We start from the raw sequence: 21079 nt of genomic DNA, 5'->3' as shown, positions 1-21079 counted from the left end.
TGCCGGAGAGCGAACATCTGATCTGGTTTGTGAATCGGCATGCTACATTCGCCCAAGCTGCAAAATGCGTAAACTCGCTAACCATTGCCAGTTTTTTTCTAAAAACGCTTTGTTCTTAACAAGACGTTTTAATTCCTTTATCAAACTGACCCGCAACGAAATACTGCTCCCATAACAAGACAGGGGAGCAGACAATCATGGCAATTTCATCGCGTAACACACTTCTTGCCGCACTGGCATTCATCGCTTTTCAGGCACAGGCGGTGAACGTCACCGTGGCCTATCAAACCTCCGCTGAACCGGCGAAAGTGGCTCAGGCTGATAACACCTTTGCTAAAGAGAGCGGGGCGACGGTGGACTGGCGCAAGTTTGACAGCGGAGCCAGCATCGTGCGGGCGCTGGCTTCAGGCGATGTCCAAATCGGTAACCTCGGTTCCAGCCCATTAGCGGTGGCAGCCAGCCAACAGGTGCCGATTGAAGTCTTCTTACTGGCGTCAAAACTGGGTAACTCCGAAGCGCTGGTGGTGAAGAAAACCATCAGCAAACCCGAAGATCTCATTGGCAAACGCATTGCCGTACCGTTTATCTCCACCACGCATTACAGCTTGCTGGCGGCGCTGAAACACTGGGGCATAAAACCCGGACAAGTGGAGATTGTGAACCTGCAGCCGCCCGCGATTATCGCCGCCTGGCAGAGGGGAGACATTGATGGTGCTTATGTCTGGGCACCGGCGGTTAACGCCCTGGAAAAAGACGGCAAGGTGCTGACCGATTCTGAACAGGTCGGGCAGTGGGGCGCGCCGACACTGGACGTCTGGGTGGTGCGCAAAGATTTTGCCGAGAAACATCCTGAGGTAGTGAAAGCGTTCGCTAAAAGCGCCATCGATGCTCAGCAACCGTACATTGCTAACCCAGACGCGTGGCTGAAACAGCCGGAAAACATCAGCAAACTGGCGCGTTTAAGCGGCGTGCCGGAAGGTGACGTTCCGGGGCTGGTGAAGGGGAATACCTATCTGACGCCGCAGCAACAAACGGCAGAACTGACTGGACCGGTGAACAAAGCGATCATCGATACCGCGCAGTTTTTGAAAGATCAGGGCAAAGTCCCTGCCGTGGCGAATGATTACAGCCAGTACGTGACCTCGCGCTTTGTGCAATAAAAGGAGGCGCAGATGCTGCAAATCTCTCATCTTTACGCCGATTATGGCGGCAAACCGGCGTTGGAAGATATCAACCTGACGCTGGAAAGCGGCGAGCTTCTGGTGGTTCTGGGACCGTCTGGCTGCGGCAAAACCACCTTGCTGAATCTGATTGCCGGTTTTGTGCCTTATCAGCATGGCAGCATTCAACTGGCGGGTAAGTGCATTGAGGGACCGGGCGCAGAGCGGGGCGTGGTTTTTCAGAATGAAGGGCTGTTGCCGTGGCGTAATGTGGTAGACAACGTGGCATTCGGCCTGCAACTGGCAGGTGTAGAGAAAGTACAGCGCCTGGAAATCGCGCACCAGATGCTGAAAAAAGTGGGGCTAGAAGGCGCAGAAAAACGCTACATTTGGCAGCTTTCCGGCGGTCAACGTCAGCGGGTGGGGATTGCCCGCGCGTTGGCGGCGAATCCTCAGCTGTTATTACTCGACGAACCATTTGGCGCGCTGGATGCCTTCACCCGCGACCAAATGCAAACCCTGCTGCTGAAACTCTGGCAGGAGACGGGCAAGCAGGTGCTGTTGATTACCCACGATATAGAAGAAGCGGTGTTTATGGCGACTGAGCTGGTACTGCTTTCACCCGGCCCTGGCCGTGTGTTGGAACGGCTGCCGCTCAACTTCGCCCGCCGCTTTGTTGCCGGGGAACCGAGCCGCAGCATCAAGTCCGATCCACAATTCATCGCCATGCGCGAATATGTTTTAAGCCGCGTATTTGAGCAACGGGAGGCGTTCTCATGAGTGTGCTCATTAATGAAAAACTGCATTCGCATCGGCTGAAATGGCGCTGGCCGCTCTCGCGTCAGGTGACCTTAAGCATTGGCACGTTAGCGGTTTTACTCACGGTATGGTGGGCGGTGGCGGCGCTGCAACTGATTAGCCCGCTGTTTTTGCCGCCGCCGCAACAGGTACTGGCAAAACTACTCACCATTGCAGGACCGCAGGGATTTATGGACGCCACCTTGTGGCAGCATCTGGCAGCCAGCCTGACGCGCATTATGTTCGCGTTACTTGCGGCAGTGTTAATCGGCATTCCGGTTGGGATCGCCATGGGGCTAAGTCCGACGGTGCGGGGCATTCTGGATCCGATAATCGAGCTTTATCGTCCGGTGCCGCCGCTGGCTTATTTGCCGTTGATGGTGATCTGGTTTGGTATTGGTGAAACCTCAAAGATCTTACTGATCTATTTAGCGATTTTTGCGCCGGTGGCGATGTCGGCGCTGGCGGGGGTGAAAAGCGCGCAGCAGGTTCGCATTCGTGCCGCCCAGTCGCTGGGTGCCAGCCGTGCGCAGGTGCTGTGGTTTGTTATTTTGCCCGGCGCGCTGCCGGAAATTCTCACCGGATTACGCATTGGTCTGGGTGTGGGCTGGTCTACCCTGGTGGCGGCGGAGTTGATTGCCGCGACGCGCGGTTTGGGTTTTATGGTCCAGTCAGCGGGTGAATTTCTCGCGACTGACGTGGTGCTGGCGGGGATCGCGGTGATTGCGATTATCGCCTTTCTTTTAGAACTGGGTCTGCGCGCGTTACAGCGCCGCCTGACGCCCTGGCATGGAGAAGTACAATGAGTGAACGTCTGAGCATTACCCCGCTGGGGCCGTATATTGGCGCACAAATTACGGGTGTCGACCTGACGCGCCCGTTAAGTGATAACCAGTTTGAACAGCTTTACCATGCGGTACTGCGTCATCAGGTGGTGTTTCTGCGTGAACAGGCCATTACGCCGCAGCAGCAACGCGCGCTGGCCCAACGTTTTGGCGAACTGCATATTCATCCTGTTTACCCTCATGCCGAAGGGGTTGACGAGATTATCGTACTGGATACTCATAACGATAATCCGCCGGATAACGATAACTGGCACACCGATGTGACATTTATTGAAACGCCACCCGCAGGGGCGATTCTGGCGGCGAAAGAGTTACCCTCGACCGGCGGCGATACGCTATGGAGCAGCGGTATTGCGGCCTATGAGGCGCTCTCAGTTCCCTTCCGTCAACTATTGAGCGGGTTACGTGCGGAGCATGATTTCCGTAAATCGTTCCCGGAATACAAGTACCGCAAAACCGAGGAGGAGCATCAACGCTGGCACGAGGCGGTCGCGAAAAATCCACCGTTACTCCATCCGGTTGTGCGAACGCATCCGGTGACCGGTAAACAGGCGCTGTTTGTGAACGAAGGCTTTACTACGCGAATTGTTGACGTCAGCGAGAAAGAGAGCGAAGCCTTGTTAGGTTTTTTGTTTGCCCATATCACTAAACCGGAGTTTCAGGTACGTTGGCGCTGGCAACCGAATGATATTGCGATTTGGGATAACCGAGTGACTCAGCACTATGCCAATGCGGATTACCTGCCACAGCGGCGGATTATGCATCGGGCGACGATTCTTGGGGAGATTCCGTTTTATCGGGCGGGGTAAAGGGGAAATGCCGGGTTGGATAACCCGGCATAATGATCATTAACGCAGAATCTTCTTCTCAGCCAGATCCAGCGCAAAGTAGCTGAAAATCAGATCCGCACCCGCACGCTTAATTGAACCTAAGCTTTCGAGCACGACTTTCTCTTCATCTATAGCACCCGCCAGCGCGGCGAACTTAATCATCGCGTACTCACCGCTCACCTGATACGCACCAATCGGCAATTCAGTACGCTCACGCAGCTCACGCACGATGTCGAGGTACGCTCCGGCTGGTTTAACCATCAGGCAGTCTGCGCCCTGGGCTTCATCCAGCAGTGACTCACGAATCGCCTCGCGACGGTTCATTGGGTTCATCTGATAACTTTTGCGGTCGCCTTTTAATGCGCTTCCGGCAGCTTCACGGAACGGACCATAAAAGGAAGAGGCGAACTTGGTCGAATACGACATGATCGCCGTATCTTTAAAGCCCGCAGCGTCCAGCGCCTGGCGAATCGCTTGTACCTGGCCATCCATTGCGGCGGAAGGGGCGATGAAGTCTGCACCTGCAGCAGCTGCAACCACGGCCTGCTTGCCTAAATTTTCCAGGGTCGCGTCGTTGTCCACGCCATGCTCGCACAGCACACCGCAGTGACCGTGAGATGTGTATTCACAGAAGCAGGTGTCTGACATAACGATCATTTCTGGCACGGTCTGCTTGCAGATGCGCGACATACGCGCCACCAGACCATCTTCCCGCCAGGCATCGCTGCCGGTTTCATCGGTATGGTGAGAGATGCCGAAAGTCATCACGGAACGAATACCGGCGTTGGCGATGCGTTCAATTTCGCGTGCCAGATGTTTCTCTGGAATGCGCATCACGCCTGGCATGGCTTCAACGGCTTTGTAGTCGTCAATTTCTTCTTCAACAAAGATCGGCAACACCAGGTCGTTAAGGCTAAGTGTTGTCTCTTCAAACATAGCGCGCAGCGCAGGAGATTTGCGCAGGCGACGAGGGCGTTGGATTAAATCTGTCATGGTCTGCCTGATGTTTGTGGAATCGAGGGGCATAGTATACCTGAAGCAGGGTGGGGATGTTTTACGAAAGTTGTCGCGATGTTGACAAGAAGAGAATGAATGAGAGGTCAGGACATCTTTGTAATAGAAATAGCAATAAATTTATATTCATTGAAAATATTTTTAATTTTTATTTATAGCTATAGGTTATTGTTTTTGGGGATTTGGTGACGTTTTCAAAAAGTGAATAGCGTAAAGTTCATTGCGTATTGATACATTATTTGTCTAGTTTGGTTGTTTTATATTTTTATGGTCTATGCTTTAAAATTGGCGCTTTCATTAACCTATTGAAATAATGTATTTTTGTTATTTATTTCTTTATGTGTGTTCACGTGCTTTATATATGTCCGCAATCGGACTTAGGGGAAAGAATAATTGAACCATTCCTCTATAACGCCGCATAATCGTAAACGCGAAACATAATATGTTTTCTATGCATTGATAATTGATGGATCAACTTATTACGTCCCTGAGGAGGGATGACAAATGCACTCCTGGAAAAAGAAACTTGTAGTATCACAATTAGCATTGGCTTGCACTCTGGCTATCACCTCTCAGGCTAATGCAGCGACCAACGATATTTCTGGTCAAACTTACAATACTTTCCATCACTACAACGACGCCACCTATGCTGATGACGTTTACTATGATGGTTATGTAGGCTGGAATAACTATGCCGCTGATAGTTATTACAACGGCGATATCTATCCGGTCATTAATAACGCTACCGTTAACGGCGTGATTTCTACCTACTATCTGGACGATGGTATTTCTACTAATACCAACGCCAATAGCCTGACAATCAAAAACAGCACTATTCACGGCATGATTTATTCCGAGTGCATGACAACTGATTGTGCTGATCGTGCGGATGACTACTACCATGATCGTCTGGCGCTGACCGTTGATAATTCAACGATCGATGACAACTACGAACACTACACATATAACGGCACTTACAATAATGCCGCTGACACTCATGTTGTAAATGTATTTAACATTGGTACTGCCATCACTCTGGATCAGGAAGTTGATCTGTCCATCTCTAATAACTCTCATGTAGCTGGTATTACGCTGACTCAGGGTTATGAGTGGGAAGATATCGACGACAACACTGTCAGCACTGGTGTAAACAGCAGCGAAGTATTTAATAACACCATCACTGTTAAAGATTCTACCGTGACCTCTGGTTCATGGACTGATGAAGGTACTACTGGTTGGTTTGGTAATACTGGTAATGCTAGTGATTACAATGGTGATGGGTGGAATGCTGATGATGTTGCATTAGCTGTTATTGCACATCCTGCTGCTGATAACGCTATGCAAACCACTGCCACATTCGATAATTCCACACTGATGGGCGATGTATTCTTCTCAAGTAATTTTGATGAGAACTTCTTCCCACAAGGTCGTGATAGCTATCGTGATGCTGACGGTGATGTAGATACTAACGGTTGGGATGGTACTGATCGCCTGGATCTGACCCTGAACAATGGCAGCAAGTGGGTTGGTGCGGCAATGTCTGCGCATCAGGTTGATCTGGGGACAGATACCGATGGCGACGGTGATGTTGATAACGATACCCTTGATGGTAAGATCGATAAAAACAGCCCGCTGGATGGCATTTACGATGCTTATGCGATGGGGTCCGACGCAACTGCAACTCTGATCGACATCGCAGCGAACAGCCTGTGGCCTTTATCAACTGTTGGTGTAGAAAACAGCGACTCTGAATACAGCGAATTTGATCACATCATCGGTAACGAAGTTTACCAGAGCGGTCTGTTCAATGTGACCCTGAACACCGGTTCACAGTGGGATACCACCAAAACTTCTCTGATCGACACCCTGAGCATCAACAGTGGTTCAACTGTTAATGTTGCTGATTCAACGCTGATTTCTGACTCTATCTCTCTGACTGGTCTTTCTGCGCTGAACATCAATGAAGATGGTCATGTTGCAACTGATTCACTGACTATCGACAACAGTACCGTAACCATTTCTGATGAAGTTTCTGCTGGCTGGGCTGTAGGTGATGCTGCTCTGTATGCCAACAACATCAAAGTGACTAACGACGGTATCCTGGATGTAGGTAACACTGCTGCGAATGCTCTGCAGGTTGATACTCTGAACCTGACCAGCACTACTGATACCAGTGGTAACATTCACGCTGGTGTGTTCAACATCGAAAGCAACCGCTTCGTACTTGATGCCGACCTGACCAACGACCGTACCAACGATACTACCAAGTCAAACTACGGTTATGGTTTAATCGCAATGAACTCTGATGGTCACCTGACCATTAACGGTAACGGCGATAACGACAACACTGCTTCTATCGAAGCTGGTCAGAACGAAGTTGATAACAACGGTGACCATGTTGCAGCGGCAACTGGTAACTACAAAGTTCGTATCGACAACGCTACTGGTGCTGGTTCTATTGCTGACTACAACGGCAACGAGCTGATCTATGTTAACGACAAAAACAGCAACGCGACCTTCTCTGCTGCTAACAAAGCTGACCTGGGTGCATACACCTATCAGGCTGAGCAGCGTGGTAACACCGTTGTTCTGCAACAGATGGAGCTGACCGACTACGCTAACATGGCGCTGAGCATCCCGTCTGCAAACACCAATATCTGGAACCTGGAACAAGACACCGTTGGTACTCGTCTGACCAACTCTCGTCATGGCCTGGCTGATAACGGCGGCGCATGGGTAAGCTACTTCGGTGGTAACTTCAACGGCGACAACGGCACCATTAACTATGATCAGGATGTAAACGGCATCATGGTCGGTGTTGATACCAAAGTTGACGGTAACAACGCTAAGTGGATCGTCGGTGCGGCTGCAGGCTTCGCTAAAGGTGATATGAATGACCGTTCTGGTCAGGTGGATCAAGACAGCCAGACTGCCTACATCTACTCTTCTGCTCACTTCGCGAACAACGTCTTTGTTGATGGTAGCTTGAGCTACTCTCACTTCAACAACGACCTGTCTGCAACCATGAGCAACGGTACTTACGTTGACGGTAGCACCAACTCTGACGCTTGGGGCTTCGGTTTGAAAGCCGGTTACGACTTCAAACTGGGTGATGCTGGTTACGTGACTCCTTACGGCAGCATTTCTGGTCTGTTCCAGTCTGGTGATGACTACCAGCTGAGCAACGACATGAAAGTTGACGGTCAGTCTTACGACAGCATGCGTTATGAACTGGGTGTAGATGCAGGTTATACCTTCACCTACAGCGAAGACCAGGCTCTGACTCCGTACTTCAAACTGGCTTACGTCTACGACGACTCTAACAACGATAACGATGTGAACGGTGATTCCATCGATAACGGTACTGAAGGGTCTGCGGTACGTGTTGGTCTGGGTACTCAGTTCAGCTTCACCAAGAACTTCAGCGCCTATACCGATGCTAACTACCTCGGTGGTGGTGACGTAGATCAAGATTGGTCCGCGAATGTGGGTGTTAAATATACCTGGTAATATTCTTCACTCCGAAGAAATAGGTAATTTAATCTAAATAATGCCCGTCAAGGATTTGACGGGCATTACTGCAAAGGACGCGCAAATGTTATCTGTAGTTAAACCTCTTCAGGAATTTGGTAAGCTCGATAAATGTTTGTCCAGATACGGCACGCGCTTCGAGTTTAATAATGAAAAGCAAGTTATATTTTCAAGTGATGTCAATAGCGAAGATACTTTCGTTATTTTAGAGGGCGTTATCTCTTTGCGTAGAGAAGAAAACGTACTTATCGGTATTACCCAGGCTCCTTATATTATGGGACTGGCTGATGGATTGATGAAAAACGATATACCATACAAATTAATATCAGAAGGAAATTGTACGGGATATCATCTGCCAGCCAAACAAACCATTACGCTTATTGAACAAAATCAACTCTGGCGAGACGCTTTTTACTGGTTAGCCTGGCAAAATAGAATTCTGGAATTACGCGATGTGCAGCTCATTGGACATAATTCCTACGAACAAATCCGCGCCACGTTATTATCAATGATTGACTGGAATGAAGAATTGCGCTCACGTATTGGCGTGATGAATTATATCCATCAACGTACACGCATATCGCGTTCTGTCGTCGCAGAAGTTCTCGCTGCTTTACGTAAAGGCGGCTATATCGAAATGAATAAAGGCAAACTGGTTGCTATCAACCGTTTGCCTTCAGAGTATTAATCAGGACGCGGGGATGACCAACGGTTTATTCCCGCTCAGTTCGGTCACCAGGTCATTGATGCCATCGCTCATATTTTTAAAGCGCGTCAACGGCGAACGAGTAACCACCACAAACGCGCCAATATTCTTCTGCGGGATCATCGCCATATAGGTAATGAAACCGCCACCACCACCTGTCTTCTGAATAATCCCTGGACGACCCTCTTTCGGGGCCATATATACCCAGCCTAAACCAAGCGCATCCGCTTTGCCGGGGACATCCATGCCAATCACTTTTGTAAACTGCGCTCGCTGATAAATCAACGTCTGCATGCGATCTGCCTGGTTACTGCGCTGATAAAAATCAGATGACAAATACTGCTGCATCCAGCGCATCATATCGCCAGGCGTGGAATAGACTCCGCCGCTGCCAATTGCCGCCAGCGTGTTATTGCATGGACTGGCACCGCGCTCAGCAACCATTAAACGTCGGCACTGATCCGGCGATGGAGTGTAGGTCGTGTCTTTCATCCCCAACGGACGGGTAATCTGCTCTTCAAACAACTGGGTATAAGGCTTGCCGGAAGCATTCGCCAGTGCATCTGCCAGCAGGTCGAACGCAAGGTTAGAGTATGCCGCCTGACTGCCTGGCGCGGCTTTCAGCTTCGCCGTAGAAAGGTATTTCCAGCGTTGCTCGCGCGTTGGCCAGACAAACACTGGACGATGTGCCGCACCTCCCGGCTGTTCACGGGGCAGGGCACTGGTATGGGTTGCCAGATTCACCAGGGTAATAGGCGTGCCATTGTAAGTCGGCACGCGTGCGCCTGGTGGAGCATATTTACTTAGCGGATCGTTTAACTTCACGGTCCCCTGGTCGAGCAATTTCACCAGCAACTCACTGGTCATTAGCTTGGTAAGCGAAGCAATACGCACGACCGAATCCAGCTGCGGGCGAACGTTATTACCCGGGCGCGTTTCGCCATAACTGCGAAAGACGCGCTGGTTACCGTCGATAACAACCAGCGCCATCCCCGTGGCACCACTGCCATAAAAAATATGATCGGCATAACGATCGACAATATCAGAGGCGAACTCCGGTTCAGTGATCGGCTGCGCCGCATGGACGGGGGTCAATAACGCCGCACAAAGCACGGCAGAAAAAAGCAGACTACGTTTCAACGGTGGTGTCCATAGATTGAATGAAGGTAACTGAGCGTATTTATACTACTCATTGATGGATTGCAAAGGGCGAATTAGTGCAATAATAGTGTTAAAAACGTAACGGCGCGTAAACACGATCTTTTTCCTGCTCACCAATGCCTGCATTTGTGATCCTGCGCGTGTTAATCCGCTAATGTAAATAATCTTTGGTTTGTGAAATCCGTCGAAACAATTCTTATGGTCAGGCTGGCGAACTATGCGCCTTGCTATGGGTCACAATGGGCGGTTTCATTTGGCTGATTCTATGTAGCGGTCATGCGGTTAATACACAGCAGTTGTTAAAACGATAAGAAGTTAGCAGGAGTGCATATGTTTAAGTCTTTTTTCCCAAAGCCGGGAACGTTTTTTCTCTCGGCCTTTGTTTGGGCATTGATTGCCGTTATCTTCTGGCAAGCCGGTGGGGGGGACTGGGTGGCGCGCATCACCGGAGCTTCCGGGCAGATCCCAATTAGCGCCGCGCGTTTCTGGTCGTTAGATTTCCTGATTTTTTACGCTTACTACATTGTTTGCGTAGGGCTTTTTGCACTGTTCTGGTTTATTTATAGCCCGCATCGTTGGCAATACTGGTCAATACTCGGTACTGCGTTGATAATCTTCGTCACTTGGTTTTTGGTGGAAGTTGGAGTTGCCGTCAACGCCTGGTATGCGCCGTTTTATGATCTGATTCAAACTGCGCTAAGTTCGCCGCATAAAGTCACTATCGAACAATTTTACCGCGAAGTGGGCGTCTTTCTGGGGATTGCGCTGATCGCGGTGGTGATCAGTGTGCTGAACAACTTCTTTGTCAGTCACTACGTGTTCCGCTGGCGTACGGCGATGAACGAATATTACATGGCGAACTGGCAACAACTGCGTCATATCGAAGGTGCCGCCCAGCGTGTGCAGGAAGACACCATGCGTTTTGCTTCAACGCTTGAGAATATGGGCGTCAGTTTTATCAACGCTATCATGACGTTGATCGCCTTCCTGCCGGTACTGGTAACGCTCTCTGCGCATGTGCCGGAGCTGCCGATTGTCGGGCATATTCCGTATGGTCTGGTGATTGCTGCTATCGTATGGTCGTTGATGGGGACCGGATTGCTGGCAGTGGTAGGGATCAAACTGCCGGGACTGGAGTTTAAAAATCAGCGTGTAGAGGCTGCCTACCGTAAAGAGTTGGTTTATGGTGAAGACGATGCATCGCGCGCGACGCCGCCTACGGTACGCGAGCTGTTTAGCGCCGTGCGGAAAAACTATTTCCGCCTCTATTTTCACTATATGTATTTCAACATCGCCCGCATTCTCTATTTGCAGGTCGATAACGTTTTCGGTTTGTTCTTGCTGTTTCCGTCGATTGTTGCCGGTACGATTACGCTCGGCCTGATGACGCAGATTACCAACGTTTTTGGTCAGGTTCGCGGTGCTTTTCAGTACCTGATTAACTCATGGACCACGCTGGTTGAGTTGATGTCTATCTACAAACGTCTGCGCAGCTTTGAACATGAGCTGGATGGTGACAAAATTCAGGAAGTAACCCATACCTTGAGTTAAAAAGGAGAAGTAATGTCGCGCGTCAATCATCTATCTTCGCTTTCGTTGTTGGCGGTTCTGGTTTTAGCAGGGTGTAGTAGTCAGGCTCCGCAACCGTTGAAAAAGGGCGAAAAAGCGATAGATGTGGCGAGCGTCGTGCGGCAGAAGATGCCCGCGAGCGTGAAAGACCGCGATGCCTGGGCGAAAGATCTCGCCACCACGTTTGAAAGTCAGGGGCTGGCACCGACGCTGGAAAATGTCTGCTCGGTGCTGGCGGTGGCGCAGCAGGAGTCAAATTATCAGGCAGATCCGCCCGTTCCGGGCTTAAGCAAGATAGCATGGCAAGAGATTGACCGTCGTGCCGAACGGATGCACATCCCTGCTTTTCTGGTTCATACCGCGCTAAAAATCAAATCGCCAAACGGTAAAAGTTATAGTGAGCGGTTAGATTCTGTGCGTACAGAAAAGCAATTAAGCGCGATTTTTGACGATTTGATCAGCATGGTGCCAATGGGGCAGACGCTGTTTGGTTCGCTTAATCCGGTACGTACCGGTGGACCGATGCAGGTCAGCATTGCGTTTGCCGAACAGCATACCAAAGGGTATCCGTGGAAAATGGACGGTACAGTCCGTCAGGAAGTCTTCAGTCGCCGCGGCGGATTGTGGTTCGGTACTTACCATTTACTGAATTATCCCGCCAGTTATAGCGCGCCGATATACCGTTTTGCCGATTTTAACGCTGGCTGGTACGCCAGCCGTAATGCCGCTTTTCAGAACGCGGTCAGTAAGGCCACTGGCATAAAGCTGGCGCTGGACGGTGATTTAATTCGTTACGACAGTAAAGAACCTGGGAAAACAGAGCTGGCAACGCGCAAACTGGCAGGCAAACTGGGGATGAGCGACAGCGAAATTCGCCGTCAGTTAGAGAAAGGGGACAGCTTCTCTTTTGAGGAGACGGCGCTGTACAAGAAAGTTTATCAACTTGCCGAAGCGAAAACGGGTAGATCACTACCCCGCGAAATGTTGCCCGGCATCCAACTGGAAAGCCCGAAAATTACCCGCAATCTGACTACGGCCTGGTTTGCGAAGCGCGTAGACGAACGGCGGGCGCGTTGTATGAAACAGTAAGCAAAAGGCAACGCCAGGCCAGATAAGGCATTTTAGGCCGCATCTGGCAACCTACTCTTACTGGCGGCGATGTCGCCAGTGCAGCCATAGCGCCACCACTGCAAAAATGAAGCAGCCAATTAAAAATGGGATCAGCCCGAAAATGGTACCGACACCTAAACCAATTTCCACCCGTGGGCGGCCTGTTTCCTGAGCCTGCATTAAACGCTCATAGACGCCGGGCGCATGCACTAACAGGTTCAGCAATTGCGCCCCAGCCCAAAAGCAAAACAGCACAAACAACGCATAGGCAATGTTGCCAGGCGTAGAAGAGGCATTGCGATATTTTCCGCTAAACAGCGATTTTGACAGGGTGAAATCAGCCATAAAAACCTCCGGAAGTCATCTGCTTCTCTTCTGGTGTCATACCAGCGGCTTATGGCAAGTCTGACAGGTCATTAAGATTGTCAATATCAGAATCATGGTAAATTGATGTTGGGAATATTCCCGAAGCGGGAATATTTGTCACGAGTCACAAAACGGTAACTTTAAGTTAAATTTTTTAACGATACGGGAAATGCTGTCTACCCCACAGACGTAAGTTATCGATTATGCGAAGATGTTATTTTTCGTTAACGGAGCTGCCATGAGTCTGCCTGTAAAAATTCGCCGTGACTGGCACTACTATGCGTTCGCCATTGGCCTGATATTCATTCTTAATGGCGTGGTGGGGTTACTGGGATTTGAAGCAAAAGGTTGGCAGACCTATGCCGTTGGTCTGGTGACGTGGGTGATTAGTTTCTGGCTCGCGGGGCTGATTATTCGTCGTCGCGATGAAGAAACTGAAAACGCCCAATAACAGAGGATTGGGCGTTCTGGGGGCTGACAAAGTGCTCGTTGTTTTTGCCGGATGCGGCGCGAACGCCTTATCCTGCCTACAAAATCAGTATATTGCAATTATCTTGTAGGCCTGATAAGCAAAGCGCATCAGGCAATCTTACAGTCTTAAATGCCCAATAACAGTTATTGGGCATTTAAAAATTACATTGTGGTTTTCAATGCGTTATCCGCAGCGTGACGCTCCAGCGCCAACTCGATCAGACGTGTGATCAGGTCGGTGTAACCCAAACCGCTGGCTTGCCACAGCTTCGGATACATACTGATGTTGGTGAAGCCTGGCAGTGTGTTGATCTCGTTGATTACCACTTCGTTCTCTGGGGTTAAAAACACGTCTACACGCGCCATGCCTGCGCAACCCAACGTTTGATAAGCCTGAACGGCAATTGCCCGGATCTTATCGTTAATTTCAGGCGTAATGGCTGCTGGAACCACCACTTTCGCGCCATCTTCGTCAATGTACTTGGTGTCGTAGGCATAGAAATCGCTGGTTAGTACGATCTCGCCACAGGTACTGGCTTGCGGATTGTCGTTGCCCAGAACCGCGCATTCGATCTCACGACCTTTGATCCCTTGCTCAACGATCACTTTATGATCGAACTCGAACGCCAGATCGACGGCAATTGCGTACTCTTCTTCACTGGTTACTTTGCTGACACCAACAGAAGAGCCTTGGTTAGCGGGTTTTACAAACAGCGGTAACCCCAGTTTTGACTTCACTTCGGCAAAACTGATGTTTTGACGATTGGTGCGTGTCAGGGTAATAAATGGCGCAATGTTCAGCCCGGCATCGCGTAGCAGACGTTTGGTGACATCTTTATCCATACAGGCTGCTGACGCCAGAACATCAGAACCCACAAACGGTAAATTGGCGACCCGCAGCATTCCCTGCAAGGAACCATCTTCGCCTAGCGTACCGTGAACAATCGGGAAAATGACATCCACCGTCGGCAATGGCTGACCGTTTTGCGCGTCGATAAGCTGATGCTCATGTTTACCAGGCACCTGCGCAAGACTGGTCGCCGAAGGGCGCAACGCAATATGGGCAGGATCGTCTGCATTTAGCAGATAATTGTTGGCATCGCTGACGTGCCATTGCCCTTGTTTATCAATGCCCAGCAGCACAACGTCGAAGCGACTTTTATCAATGGCATCGACAATGTTTTTTGCCGATTGCAAAGACACTTCATGTTCCGCTGATTTACCACCAAAAACGATTCCTACCCGCAGTTTTTCCATCTTGAAAACCTATCCCGTCTAACACAAAGTGCATACATTACCACGACAAAACGGGGGATTCGCGGCCTTCTGACAGAATGTTGCAATCTTCTACTGACAAAGTGTGCAACGTACTGGTGAAGAAAGTGCGTTATCTCAAAGATGTGCGCAAGATCACAAAAATGATGAACGGGAAGCTAATTTATTCCTGGTTTAAATGGCCATGCAGTGAGTTTTTTTCTCTTAATTATAAGTTGGCAAAGAGAATATATTTCATAACTTTTACTTATAATAAAGGTTGATAATTAAAAACCTATACTTTGTATGGTTACTTATTTAAATAAGAGAAACGTTTCGCTGATAAATATGGAAAAAATATTTGCGCAAAGTATTTCATTCGTCATAAAAATACTACCTCCAGACACTATGAAGTTGTGAAGCATAATGTTAACTTCTCCATACTTTGGATAAGGAAATACAGACATGAAAAATCTCATTGCTGAGTTGTTATTTAAGCTTGCCCAAAAAGAAGAAGAGTCGAAAGAACTGTGCGCGCAGGTAGAAGCACTGGAGATTATCGTCACTGCAATGCTTCGTAATATGGCGCAAAATGACCAACAGCGGTTGATTGATCAGGTAGAGGGGGCACTTTACGAGGTAAAGCCCGATGCCAGCATTCCTGACGACGATACGGAGCTGCTGCGCGATTATGTAAAGAAGTTATTGAAGCATCCTCGTCAGTAAAAAGGTAATCTTTTCAACAGCTGTCATAAAGCTGTCACGGCTGAGACTTATAGTCGCTTTGTTTTTATTTTTTAATGTATTTGTACATGGAGAAAATAAAGTGAAACAAAGCACTATTGCACTGGCACTCTTACCGTTACTGTTTACCCCTGTGACAAAAGCCCGGACACCAGAAATGCCTATTCTGGAAAACCGGGCTGCTCAGGGCGATATTACTGCACCCGGCGGTGCTCGCCGCTTAACGGGTGATCAGAGCGCCGCTCTGCGTGATTCTCTTAGCGATAAGCCTGCAAAAAATATTATTTTGCTGATTGGCGATGGGATGGGGGATTCGGAAATTACTGCCGCACGTAATTATGCCGAAGGTGCGGGCGGCTTTTTTAAAGGTATTGATGCCTTACCGCTTACCGGGCAATACACTCACTATGCGCTGAATAAAAAAACCGGCAAACCGGACTACGTTACCGACTCGGCTGCATCAGCAACTGCCTGGTCAACCGGTGTCAAAACCTATAATGGCGCATTGGGTGTCGATATTCATGAAAAAGATCACCCAACGATTCTGGAAATGGCAAAAGCCGCAGGGCTGGCGACCGGTAACGTTTCTACCGCAGAGTTGCAGGATGCCACTCCCGCCGCGTTGGTGGCGCATGTGACTTCGCGCAAATGCTACGGTCCGAGCGCGACCAGTGAAAAATGTCCGGGTAACGCGCTGGAAAAAGGCGGAAAAGGATCGATTACCGAACAGCTGCTTAACGCCCGTGCCGATGTTACGCTTGGCGGCGGCGCAAAAACCTTTGCGGAAACGGCAACCGCTGGTGAATGGCAGGGAAAAACGCTGCGTGAACAGGCGCAGGTGCGTGGTTATCAGTTAGTGAACGATGCTGCCTCGCTGAACGCGGTGACGGAAGCGAACCAGCAAAAACCCCTGCTTGGCCTGTTTGCTGACGGCAATATGCCAGTGCGCTGGCAAGGACCAAAAGCAACGTACCACGGCAATATCGACAAGCCCGCAGTTACCTGTACGCCTAATCCGCAACGTAATGACAGCGTACCGACCCTGGCGCAGATGACTGATAAAGCCATTGAATTGTTGAGTAAAAATGAGAAAGGCTTTTTCCTGCAAGTTGAAGGTGCATCAATCGATAAACAGGATCACGCGGCGAATCCTTGTGGGCAAATTGGCGAGACGGTCGATCTCGACGAAGCCGTACAACGGGCGCTGGAATTCGCTAAAAAGGATGGCAACACGCTGGTCATAGTCACCGCTGATCACGCCCACGCCAGCCAGATTGTCGCGCCGGACACCAAAGCGCCGGGCCTCACCCAGGCGCTAAATACCAAAGATGGCGCAGTGATGGTGATGAGTTACGGGAACTCCGAAGAGGATTCACAAGAACATACCGGTAGTCAGCTGCGTATTGCGGCGTATGGCCCACATGCCGCCAATGTCGTTGGACTGACCGACCAGACCGATCTCTTCTACACCATGAAAGCCGCCCTGGGGCTGAAATAAAACCGCGCCCGGCGGTGAATTTTCGCTGTCGGGTGGTTTTTTTGCTGTTAGCAACCAGACTTAATGGCAGATCACGGGCGCAAACGCTCATGGTTAAAACATGAAGAGGGATGGTGCTATGAAAATAACATTACTGGTTACCTTGCTTTTCGGACTGGTTTTTTTAACCACCGTCGGCGCTGCCGAGAGAACCTTAACCCCGCAACAACAGCGTATGACCTCCTGTAATCAGCAGGCGACGGCGCAGGCGTTGAAAGGGGATGCTCGTAAGACCTACATGAGTGATTGCCTGAAGAACAGCAAGTCTGCGCCAGGTGAAAAAAGTTTGACGCCACAGCAGCAAAAGATGCGCGAATGTAATAATCAAGCAACGCAACAATCTCTGAAAGGTGATGATCGTAATAAGTTTATGAGCGCCTGCCTCAAGAAAGCCGCCTGATACCTGATAGTGCTAACGGGTGAGCTACGAAAATGGCTCACCCGAAATTTCATACTTCTGCCTTTAGCCCCGTCTCTATAATTTGGGAAAATTGTTTCTGAATGTTCCCAAAAATAATGAATGATGAAAACTTTTTCAAAAAAGCGGCGGCGCATGGGGAGGAACCTCCTTTAACTCCTCAAAACGAACATCAGCGGTCCGGGCTGCGCTTCGCCCGTCGCGTCAGACTACCCCGCGCGGTTGGCCTGGCTGGCATGTTCTTACCGATTGCTTCAACGCTGGTTTCGCACCCGCCGCCGGGCTGGTGGTGGCTGGTGTTGGTCGGCTGGGCGTTCGTCTGGCCGCATTTAGCCTGGCAGATTGCGAGTAGGGCTGTCGATCCGCTTAGCCGGGAAATTTATAACTTAAAAACCGATGCAGTATTAGCGGGAATGTGGGTAGGCGTAATGGGCGTAAACGTGCTGCCTTCCACCGCGATGTTGATGATTATGTGTCTGAATTTGATGGGGGCAGGCGGCCCCCGTCTGTTTGTCGCGGGTCTGGTGTTGATGGTGGTTTCCTGCCTTGTCACCCTCGAACTGACGGGTATCACCGTGTCGTTCAATAGTGCGCCGCTGGAATGGTGGCTCTCCCTTCCCATTATCGTCATTTATCCTCTGCTGTTTGGCTGGGTCAGCTACCAGACGGCGACTAAACTGGCGGAACATAAACGCCGATTGCAGGTCATGAGTACCCGTGACGGTATGACGGGCGTGTATAACCGACGTCATTGGGAAACTATGTTACGCAATGAATTTGATAACTGTCGGCGGCATAACCGCGATGCGACATTACTGATTATCGATATCGACCATTTCAAGAGCATCAACGATACCTGGGGCCATGATGTGGGCGATGAAGCCATTGTTGCGCTTACCCGACAATTACAAATTACCCTGCGCGGTAGCGATGTGATTGGTCGGTTTGGTGGCGATGAGTTTGCGGTGATCATGTCCGGTACGCCAGCTGAGAGCGCCATTACCGCCATGTTACGGGTACATGAAGGGCTAAATACGTTACGTTTGCCGAATACACCGCAGGTGATGTTACGGATTAGTGTGGGTGTCGCGCCGCTGAATCCACAAATGAGTCACTATCGGGAGTGGTTGAAATCGGCAGATTTGGCGCTCTACAAAGCAAAGAAAGCCGGACGTAACCGCACCGAAGTGGCGGCCTGACGTCCGGCGAAAGTCATCAGGATTTGCTGAGTTTTTCTGATTTTTCCATACACTTCGTCATCGCTTCGATTACTGCGGCACGGAAGCCTTTCTCTTCCAGTACGCGTACCGCCTCAATGGTGGTGCCTCCCGGTGAGCAGACCATATCTTTCAGTGCCCCCGGATGTTCTCCCGTTTCCAGCACCATTTTTGCGGAACCCATTACCGCCTGAGCGGCAAATTTATACGCCTGGGCGCGTGGCATCCCGCCCAGCACGGCGGCGTCGGCCATCGCTTCGATAAACATAAAGACGTAGGCTGGCGAAGAACCGCTCACACCGACCACCGGGTGGATCATCGGCTCTGCAATCACTTCCGCTTCGCCAAAGCAGCGGAAAATATTCAGCACATCAGCAGTATCTTCTGGGGTCACCAGCGCGTTTGGCGTTATGGAGGTCATCCCGGCATTAACCAGTGCGGGAGTGTTCGGCATGGCGCGGATAATTTTCCGGTCATGGCCCAGCGCGCGGGCAAGCTGGTCGAGCGTGACACCCGCAGCAATAGAAACGACCAGAGAGTCTTTATTCAGGCTGGAGGTGATTTCGCTAAGCACTTTAATCATGATGCCCGGTTTAACGGCGGCGAAAATGATGTCGGCGATTTGCGCCACTTCCTGCGCCGATTCTGCGGCGTTGATGCCGAACTGGTCATGCAGGGCGGCGACTTTATCCGGGGAGGGGGTATATACCCAGATTTGCCCTGGAAGCACCTGACCGCTGGCAATCAGACCGCCGAGAATGGCTTTTCCCATATTGCCGCAGCCAATAAAACCGATTTTCTTTTCCATTGCCTCACTCCTGCCGTGAAATTCATTGTTTTGATAATCGCTGGCAGAAGCATAAACAGAACTATGCCGGAAGGCAAAAGCGCGACACAATAGAGAATTACCCAACAAAGGATGACTTTATGACAATTTGGGTGGATGCCGACGCGTGTCCCAATGTAATTAAAGAGATTTTGTATCGCGCGGCTGAACGTATGCAGATGCCGCTGGTACTGGTAGCAAACCAGAGTTTACGCGTACCGCCTTCGCGATTTATTCGAACGCTGCGCGTCGCGGCAGGTTTCGACGTTGCCGATAACGAAATTGTCCGGCAGTGTGAAGCTGGCGATTTGGTGATCACCGCAGATATTCCTTTGGCTGCTGAAGCCATCGAGAAAGGCGCTGCGGCGCTTAATCCACGCGGCGAACGTTACACACCAGCGACCATTCGTGAGCGCCTGACGATGCGTGATTTTATGGATACCTTACGCGCCAGTGGGATCCAGACCGGGGGACCAGATAGCCTTTCACAACGTGACCGCCAGGCCTTTGCCGCGGAGCTGGAGAAGTGGTGGCTGGAAGTGCAACGTAGTCGTGGCTGAATGTAATTTATTATTTACACTTCATTCTTGAAAATTTATTGGTATAGTAAGGGATGTATTAAAATTTTCACTTTAAGTGGAATTTTTTCTTTACAATCGAAATTGTACTAGTTTGATGGTATGATCGCTATTCTCATGACACCGGCTTTCGCCGCATTGCGACCTATTGGGGAAAACCCACGATGACACAACCTCTTTTTCTGATCGGGCCTCGGGGCTGTGGTAAAACAACGGTCGGAATGGCCCTTGCCGATTCGCTTAACCGTCGATTTGTCGATACCGACCAGTGGTTGCAATCACAGCTCAATATGACGGTCGCGGAGATCGTCGAAAGGGAAGAGTGGGCGGGATTCCGCGCGAGAGAAACGGCGGCGTTGGAAGCGGTAACTGCGCCATCCACCGTTATCGCCACGGGCGGCGGCATTATCCTGACGGAATTTAATCGTCACTTTATGCAAAATAACGGGATCGTGGTTTATTTGTGTGCGCCAGTATCAGTCCTGGTTAACCGACTGCAAGCTGCACCGGAAGAAGATTTACGGCCAACCTTAACGGGGAAACCGCTGAGCGAAGAAGTTCAGGAAGTGCTGGAAGAACGCGATGCGCTATATCGCGAAGTTGCGCATATTATCATCGATGCAACAAACGAACCCAGCCAGGTGATTTCTGAAATTCGCAGCGCCCTGGCACAGACGATCAATTGTTGATTTTCGAGCGCCTATACTTAACGTTCATCCCGTGAAATAAGGAAGAACGATGCCAACGAAACCGCCTTATCCTCGTGAAGCATATATAGTGACGATTGAAAAAGGAAAGCCAGGACAGACGGTAACCTGGTACCAACTCAGAGCCGATCATCCTAAACCAGACTCGTTGATCAGTGAACATCCGACCGCTCAGGAAGCGATGGATGCGAAAAAACGCTATGAGGACCCTGACAAAGAGTGACCGCATCAGACTGC

22 protein-coding genes are annotated in these 21079 nt (G+C 50.1%); 17 read left to right on the top strand and 5 right to left on the bottom strand.

Annotation, left to right across the window (positions count from 1 at the left end; translation table 11 throughout):
* The first annotated feature begins 197 nt into the window (after positions 1–197).
* The 4 genes from tauA to tauD are packed head-to-tail and all read left to right on the top strand — an operon-like array spanning position 198 to position 3612.
* Positions 198–1160: a taurine ABC transporter substrate-binding protein gene (gene tauA / locus FQ015_RS13235; RefSeq protein ID WP_001018415.1), complete on the top strand. Its 963-nt coding sequence runs from the start codon at positions 198–200 to the stop codon at positions 1158–1160.
* 12 nt (positions 1161–1172) lie between these two features.
* Positions 1173–1940 (top strand): taurine ABC transporter ATP-binding subunit, encoded by a 768-nt coding sequence (gene tauB, locus FQ015_RS13230; RefSeq protein WP_039021002.1) that lies wholly within the window; start codon positions 1173–1175, stop codon positions 1938–1940.
* Positions 1937–2764: a taurine ABC transporter permease TauC gene (tauC, locus tag FQ015_RS13225; protein ID WP_039021001.1), complete on the top strand. Its 828-nt coding sequence runs from the start codon at positions 1937–1939 to the stop codon at positions 2762–2764. Before tauB ends, tauC begins: the two co-directional genes overlap by 4 nt.
* Complete coding sequence (gene tauD / locus FQ015_RS13220) at positions 2761–3612, top strand: taurine dioxygenase (RefSeq protein ID WP_039021000.1); 852 nt, start codon at positions 2761–2763, stop codon at positions 3610–3612. Before tauC ends, tauD begins: the two co-directional genes overlap by 4 nt.
* A gap of 39 nt (positions 3613–3651) precedes the next feature.
* Here tauD and hemB read toward each other — a convergent pair whose 3' ends face one another.
* Positions 3652–4626, bottom strand: coding sequence for a porphobilinogen synthase (gene hemB, locus FQ015_RS13215; protein ID WP_001295337.1), 975 nt, complete (start codon positions 4624–4626; stop codon positions 3652–3654).
* Between the two features lie 525 nt (positions 4627–5151).
* On the opposite strand from hemB, the gene ehaB reads away from it, so the two are divergent.
* Both ehaB and iprA read left to right on the top strand, forming a co-directional pair.
* Positions 5152–8157, top strand: a complete 3006-nt coding sequence (gene ehaB / locus FQ015_RS13210) for an autotransporter adhesin EhaB (RefSeq protein WP_160524140.1) — start codon at positions 5152–5154, stop codon at positions 8155–8157.
* 85 nt (positions 8158–8242) lie between these two features.
* Complete coding sequence (gene iprA / locus FQ015_RS13205; RefSeq protein ID WP_001295817.1) at positions 8243–8866, top strand: hydrogen peroxide resistance inhibitor IprA; 624 nt, start codon at positions 8243–8245, stop codon at positions 8864–8866.
* Here the strand turns inward: iprA and ampH are convergent, their stop codons facing one another.
* The gene (gene ampH, locus FQ015_RS13200) at positions 8867–10024 is read right to left on the bottom strand and encodes a D-alanyl-D-alanine-carboxypeptidase/endopeptidase AmpH (RefSeq protein ID WP_000830728.1); all 1158 of its coding nucleotides are present in this window, start codon (positions 10022–10024) and stop codon (positions 8867–8869) included.
* Positions 10025–10375: 351 nt separating this feature from the next.
* On the opposite strand from ampH, the gene sbmA reads away from it, so the two are divergent.
* The gene (gene sbmA, locus FQ015_RS13195) at positions 10376–11596 is read left to right on the top strand and encodes a peptide antibiotic transporter SbmA (RefSeq protein WP_001353414.1); all 1221 of its coding nucleotides are present in this window, start codon (positions 10376–10378) and stop codon (positions 11594–11596) included.
* A gap of 12 nt (positions 11597–11608) precedes the next feature.
* Positions 11609–12703: a surface-exposed outer membrane lipoprotein YaiW gene (gene yaiW, locus FQ015_RS13190; RefSeq protein ID WP_000092052.1), complete on the top strand. Its 1095-nt coding sequence runs from the start codon at positions 11609–11611 to the stop codon at positions 12701–12703.
* A 57-nt stretch (positions 12704–12760) separates the two neighbouring features.
* Here the strand turns inward: yaiW and FQ015_RS13185 are convergent, their stop codons facing one another.
* Positions 12761–13069: a YaiY family protein gene (locus FQ015_RS13185; RefSeq protein ID WP_000763146.1), complete on the bottom strand. Its 309-nt coding sequence runs from the start codon at positions 13067–13069 to the stop codon at positions 12761–12763.
* A 259-nt stretch (positions 13070–13328) separates the two neighbouring features.
* Here FQ015_RS13185 and FQ015_RS13180 point away from each other — a divergent pair, with 259 nt between their 5' ends.
* The gene (locus tag FQ015_RS13180) at positions 13329–13541 is read left to right on the top strand and encodes a DUF2754 domain-containing protein (RefSeq protein ID WP_000056900.1); all 213 of its coding nucleotides are present in this window, start codon (positions 13329–13331) and stop codon (positions 13539–13541) included.
* A gap of 182 nt (positions 13542–13723) precedes the next feature.
* Here the strand turns inward: FQ015_RS13180 and ddlA are convergent, their stop codons facing one another.
* Positions 13724–14818: a D-alanine--D-alanine ligase gene (gene ddlA / locus FQ015_RS13175; RefSeq protein ID WP_000413662.1), complete on the bottom strand. Its 1095-nt coding sequence runs from the start codon at positions 14816–14818 to the stop codon at positions 13724–13726.
* A 77-nt stretch (positions 14819–14895) separates the two neighbouring features.
* Here ddlA and FQ015_RS13170 point away from each other — a divergent pair, with 77 nt between their 5' ends.
* The 5 genes from FQ015_RS13170 to adrA all read left to right on the top strand — a co-directional run bounded on the left by FQ015_RS13170 (position 14896) and on the right by adrA (position 18713).
* Positions 14896–15099: a hypothetical protein gene (locus tag FQ015_RS13170; RefSeq protein ID WP_001353412.1), complete on the top strand. Its 204-nt coding sequence runs from the start codon at positions 14896–14898 to the stop codon at positions 15097–15099.
* Positions 15100–15280: 181 nt separating this feature from the next.
* A complete protein-coding gene (gene iraP / locus FQ015_RS13165) occupies positions 15281–15541 on the top strand; it encodes an anti-adapter protein IraP (protein ID WP_000792970.1) in 261 nt (86 codons plus the stop codon).
* Positions 15542–15641: 100 nt separating this feature from the next.
* Complete coding sequence (gene phoA, locus FQ015_RS13160; protein WP_001355162.1) at positions 15642–17057, top strand: alkaline phosphatase; 1416 nt, start codon at positions 15642–15644, stop codon at positions 17055–17057.
* Positions 17058–17175: 118 nt separating this feature from the next.
* Positions 17176–17496: a phosphate starvation-inducible protein PsiF gene (gene psiF / locus FQ015_RS13155; protein WP_001295332.1), complete on the top strand. Its 321-nt coding sequence runs from the start codon at positions 17176–17178 to the stop codon at positions 17494–17496.
* Positions 17497–17597: 101 nt separating this feature from the next.
* A complete protein-coding gene (gene adrA, locus FQ015_RS13150; protein ID WP_000484041.1) occupies positions 17598–18713 on the top strand; it encodes a diguanylate cyclase AdrA in 1116 nt (371 codons plus the stop codon).
* 16 nt (positions 18714–18729) lie between these two features.
* Here the strand turns inward: adrA and proC are convergent, their stop codons facing one another.
* Positions 18730–19539: a pyrroline-5-carboxylate reductase gene (proC, locus tag FQ015_RS13145; protein WP_001695422.1), complete on the bottom strand. Its 810-nt coding sequence runs from the start codon at positions 19537–19539 to the stop codon at positions 18730–18732.
* Positions 19540–19658: 119 nt separating this feature from the next.
* On the opposite strand from proC, the gene FQ015_RS13140 reads away from it, so the two are divergent.
* The 3 genes from FQ015_RS13140 (at position 19659) to yaiA (ending at position 21065) form a co-directional block, all read left to right on the top strand.
* Positions 19659–20117: a YaiI/YqxD family protein gene (locus FQ015_RS13140; RefSeq protein WP_000158159.1), complete on the top strand. Its 459-nt coding sequence runs from the start codon at positions 19659–19661 to the stop codon at positions 20115–20117.
* A gap of 182 nt (positions 20118–20299) precedes the next feature.
* Positions 20300–20824, top strand: a complete 525-nt coding sequence (gene aroL / locus FQ015_RS13135; protein ID WP_000193393.1) for a shikimate kinase AroL — start codon at positions 20300–20302, stop codon at positions 20822–20824.
* A gap of 49 nt (positions 20825–20873) precedes the next feature.
* Complete coding sequence (gene yaiA / locus FQ015_RS13130; protein ID WP_001142439.1) at positions 20874–21065, top strand: protein YaiA; 192 nt, start codon at positions 20874–20876, stop codon at positions 21063–21065.
* The last annotated feature ends 14 nt before the right edge of the window (positions 21066–21079 follow it).

Source organism: Escherichia sp. HH26CH, assembly GCF_009820205.1.
Classification (GTDB): Bacteria; Pseudomonadota; Gammaproteobacteria; order Enterobacterales; family Enterobacteriaceae; genus Escherichia; species Escherichia coli_F.
Note: the sequence above shows the minus strand (reverse complement) of the source record. Positions and strands in the feature narration are given on the sequence as shown.

Excerpts from the sequence above, each read along its gene's own strand:
- tauA (WP_001018415.1), top strand. The coding sequence starts at position 198 with ATGGCAATTTCATCGCGTAACACACTTCTTGCCGCACTGGCATTCATC.
- tauB (WP_039021002.1), top strand. The coding sequence starts at position 1,173 with ATGCTGCAAATCTCTCATCTTTACGCCGATTATGGCGGCAAACCGGCG.
- tauC (WP_039021001.1), top strand. The coding sequence starts at position 1,937 with ATGAGTGTGCTCATTAATGAAAAACTGCATTCGCATCGGCTGAAATGG.
- tauD (WP_039021000.1), top strand. The coding sequence starts at position 2,761 with ATGAGTGAACGTCTGAGCATTACCCCGCTGGGGCCGTATATTGGCGCA.
- hemB (WP_001295337.1), bottom strand. The coding sequence starts at position 4,626 with ATGACAGATTTAATCCAACGCCCTCGTCGCCTGCGCAAATCTCCTGCG.
- ehaB (WP_160524140.1), top strand. The coding sequence starts at position 5,152 with ATGCACTCCTGGAAAAAGAAACTTGTAGTATCACAATTAGCATTGGCT.
- iprA (WP_001295817.1), top strand. The coding sequence starts at position 8,243 with ATGTTATCTGTAGTTAAACCTCTTCAGGAATTTGGTAAGCTCGATAAA.
- sbmA (WP_001353414.1), top strand. The coding sequence starts at position 10,376 with ATGTTTAAGTCTTTTTTCCCAAAGCCGGGAACGTTTTTTCTCTCGGCC.
- yaiW (WP_000092052.1), top strand. The coding sequence starts at position 11,609 with ATGTCGCGCGTCAATCATCTATCTTCGCTTTCGTTGTTGGCGGTTCTG.
- FQ015_RS13185 (WP_000763146.1), bottom strand. The coding sequence starts at position 13,069 with ATGGCTGATTTCACCCTGTCAAAATCGCTGTTTAGCGGAAAATATCGC.
- FQ015_RS13180 (WP_000056900.1), top strand. The coding sequence starts at position 13,329 with ATGAGTCTGCCTGTAAAAATTCGCCGTGACTGGCACTACTATGCGTTC.
- ddlA (WP_000413662.1), bottom strand. The coding sequence starts at position 14,818 with ATGGAAAAACTGCGGGTAGGAATCGTTTTTGGTGGTAAATCAGCGGAA.
- FQ015_RS13170 (WP_001353412.1), top strand. The coding sequence starts at position 14,896 with ATGTTGCAATCTTCTACTGACAAAGTGTGCAACGTACTGGTGAAGAAA.
- iraP (WP_000792970.1), top strand. The coding sequence starts at position 15,281 with ATGAAAAATCTCATTGCTGAGTTGTTATTTAAGCTTGCCCAAAAAGAA.
- psiF (WP_001295332.1), top strand. The coding sequence starts at position 17,176 with ATGAAAATAACATTACTGGTTACCTTGCTTTTCGGACTGGTTTTTTTA.
- adrA (WP_000484041.1), top strand. The coding sequence starts at position 17,598 with ATGTTCCCAAAAATAATGAATGATGAAAACTTTTTCAAAAAAGCGGCG.
- proC (WP_001695422.1), bottom strand. The coding sequence starts at position 19,539 with ATGGAAAAGAAAATCGGTTTTATTGGCTGCGGCAATATGGGAAAAGCC.
- FQ015_RS13140 (WP_000158159.1), top strand. The coding sequence starts at position 19,659 with ATGACAATTTGGGTGGATGCCGACGCGTGTCCCAATGTAATTAAAGAG.
- aroL (WP_000193393.1), top strand. The coding sequence starts at position 20,300 with ATGACACAACCTCTTTTTCTGATCGGGCCTCGGGGCTGTGGTAAAACA.
- yaiA (WP_001142439.1), top strand. The coding sequence starts at position 20,874 with ATGCCAACGAAACCGCCTTATCCTCGTGAAGCATATATAGTGACGATT.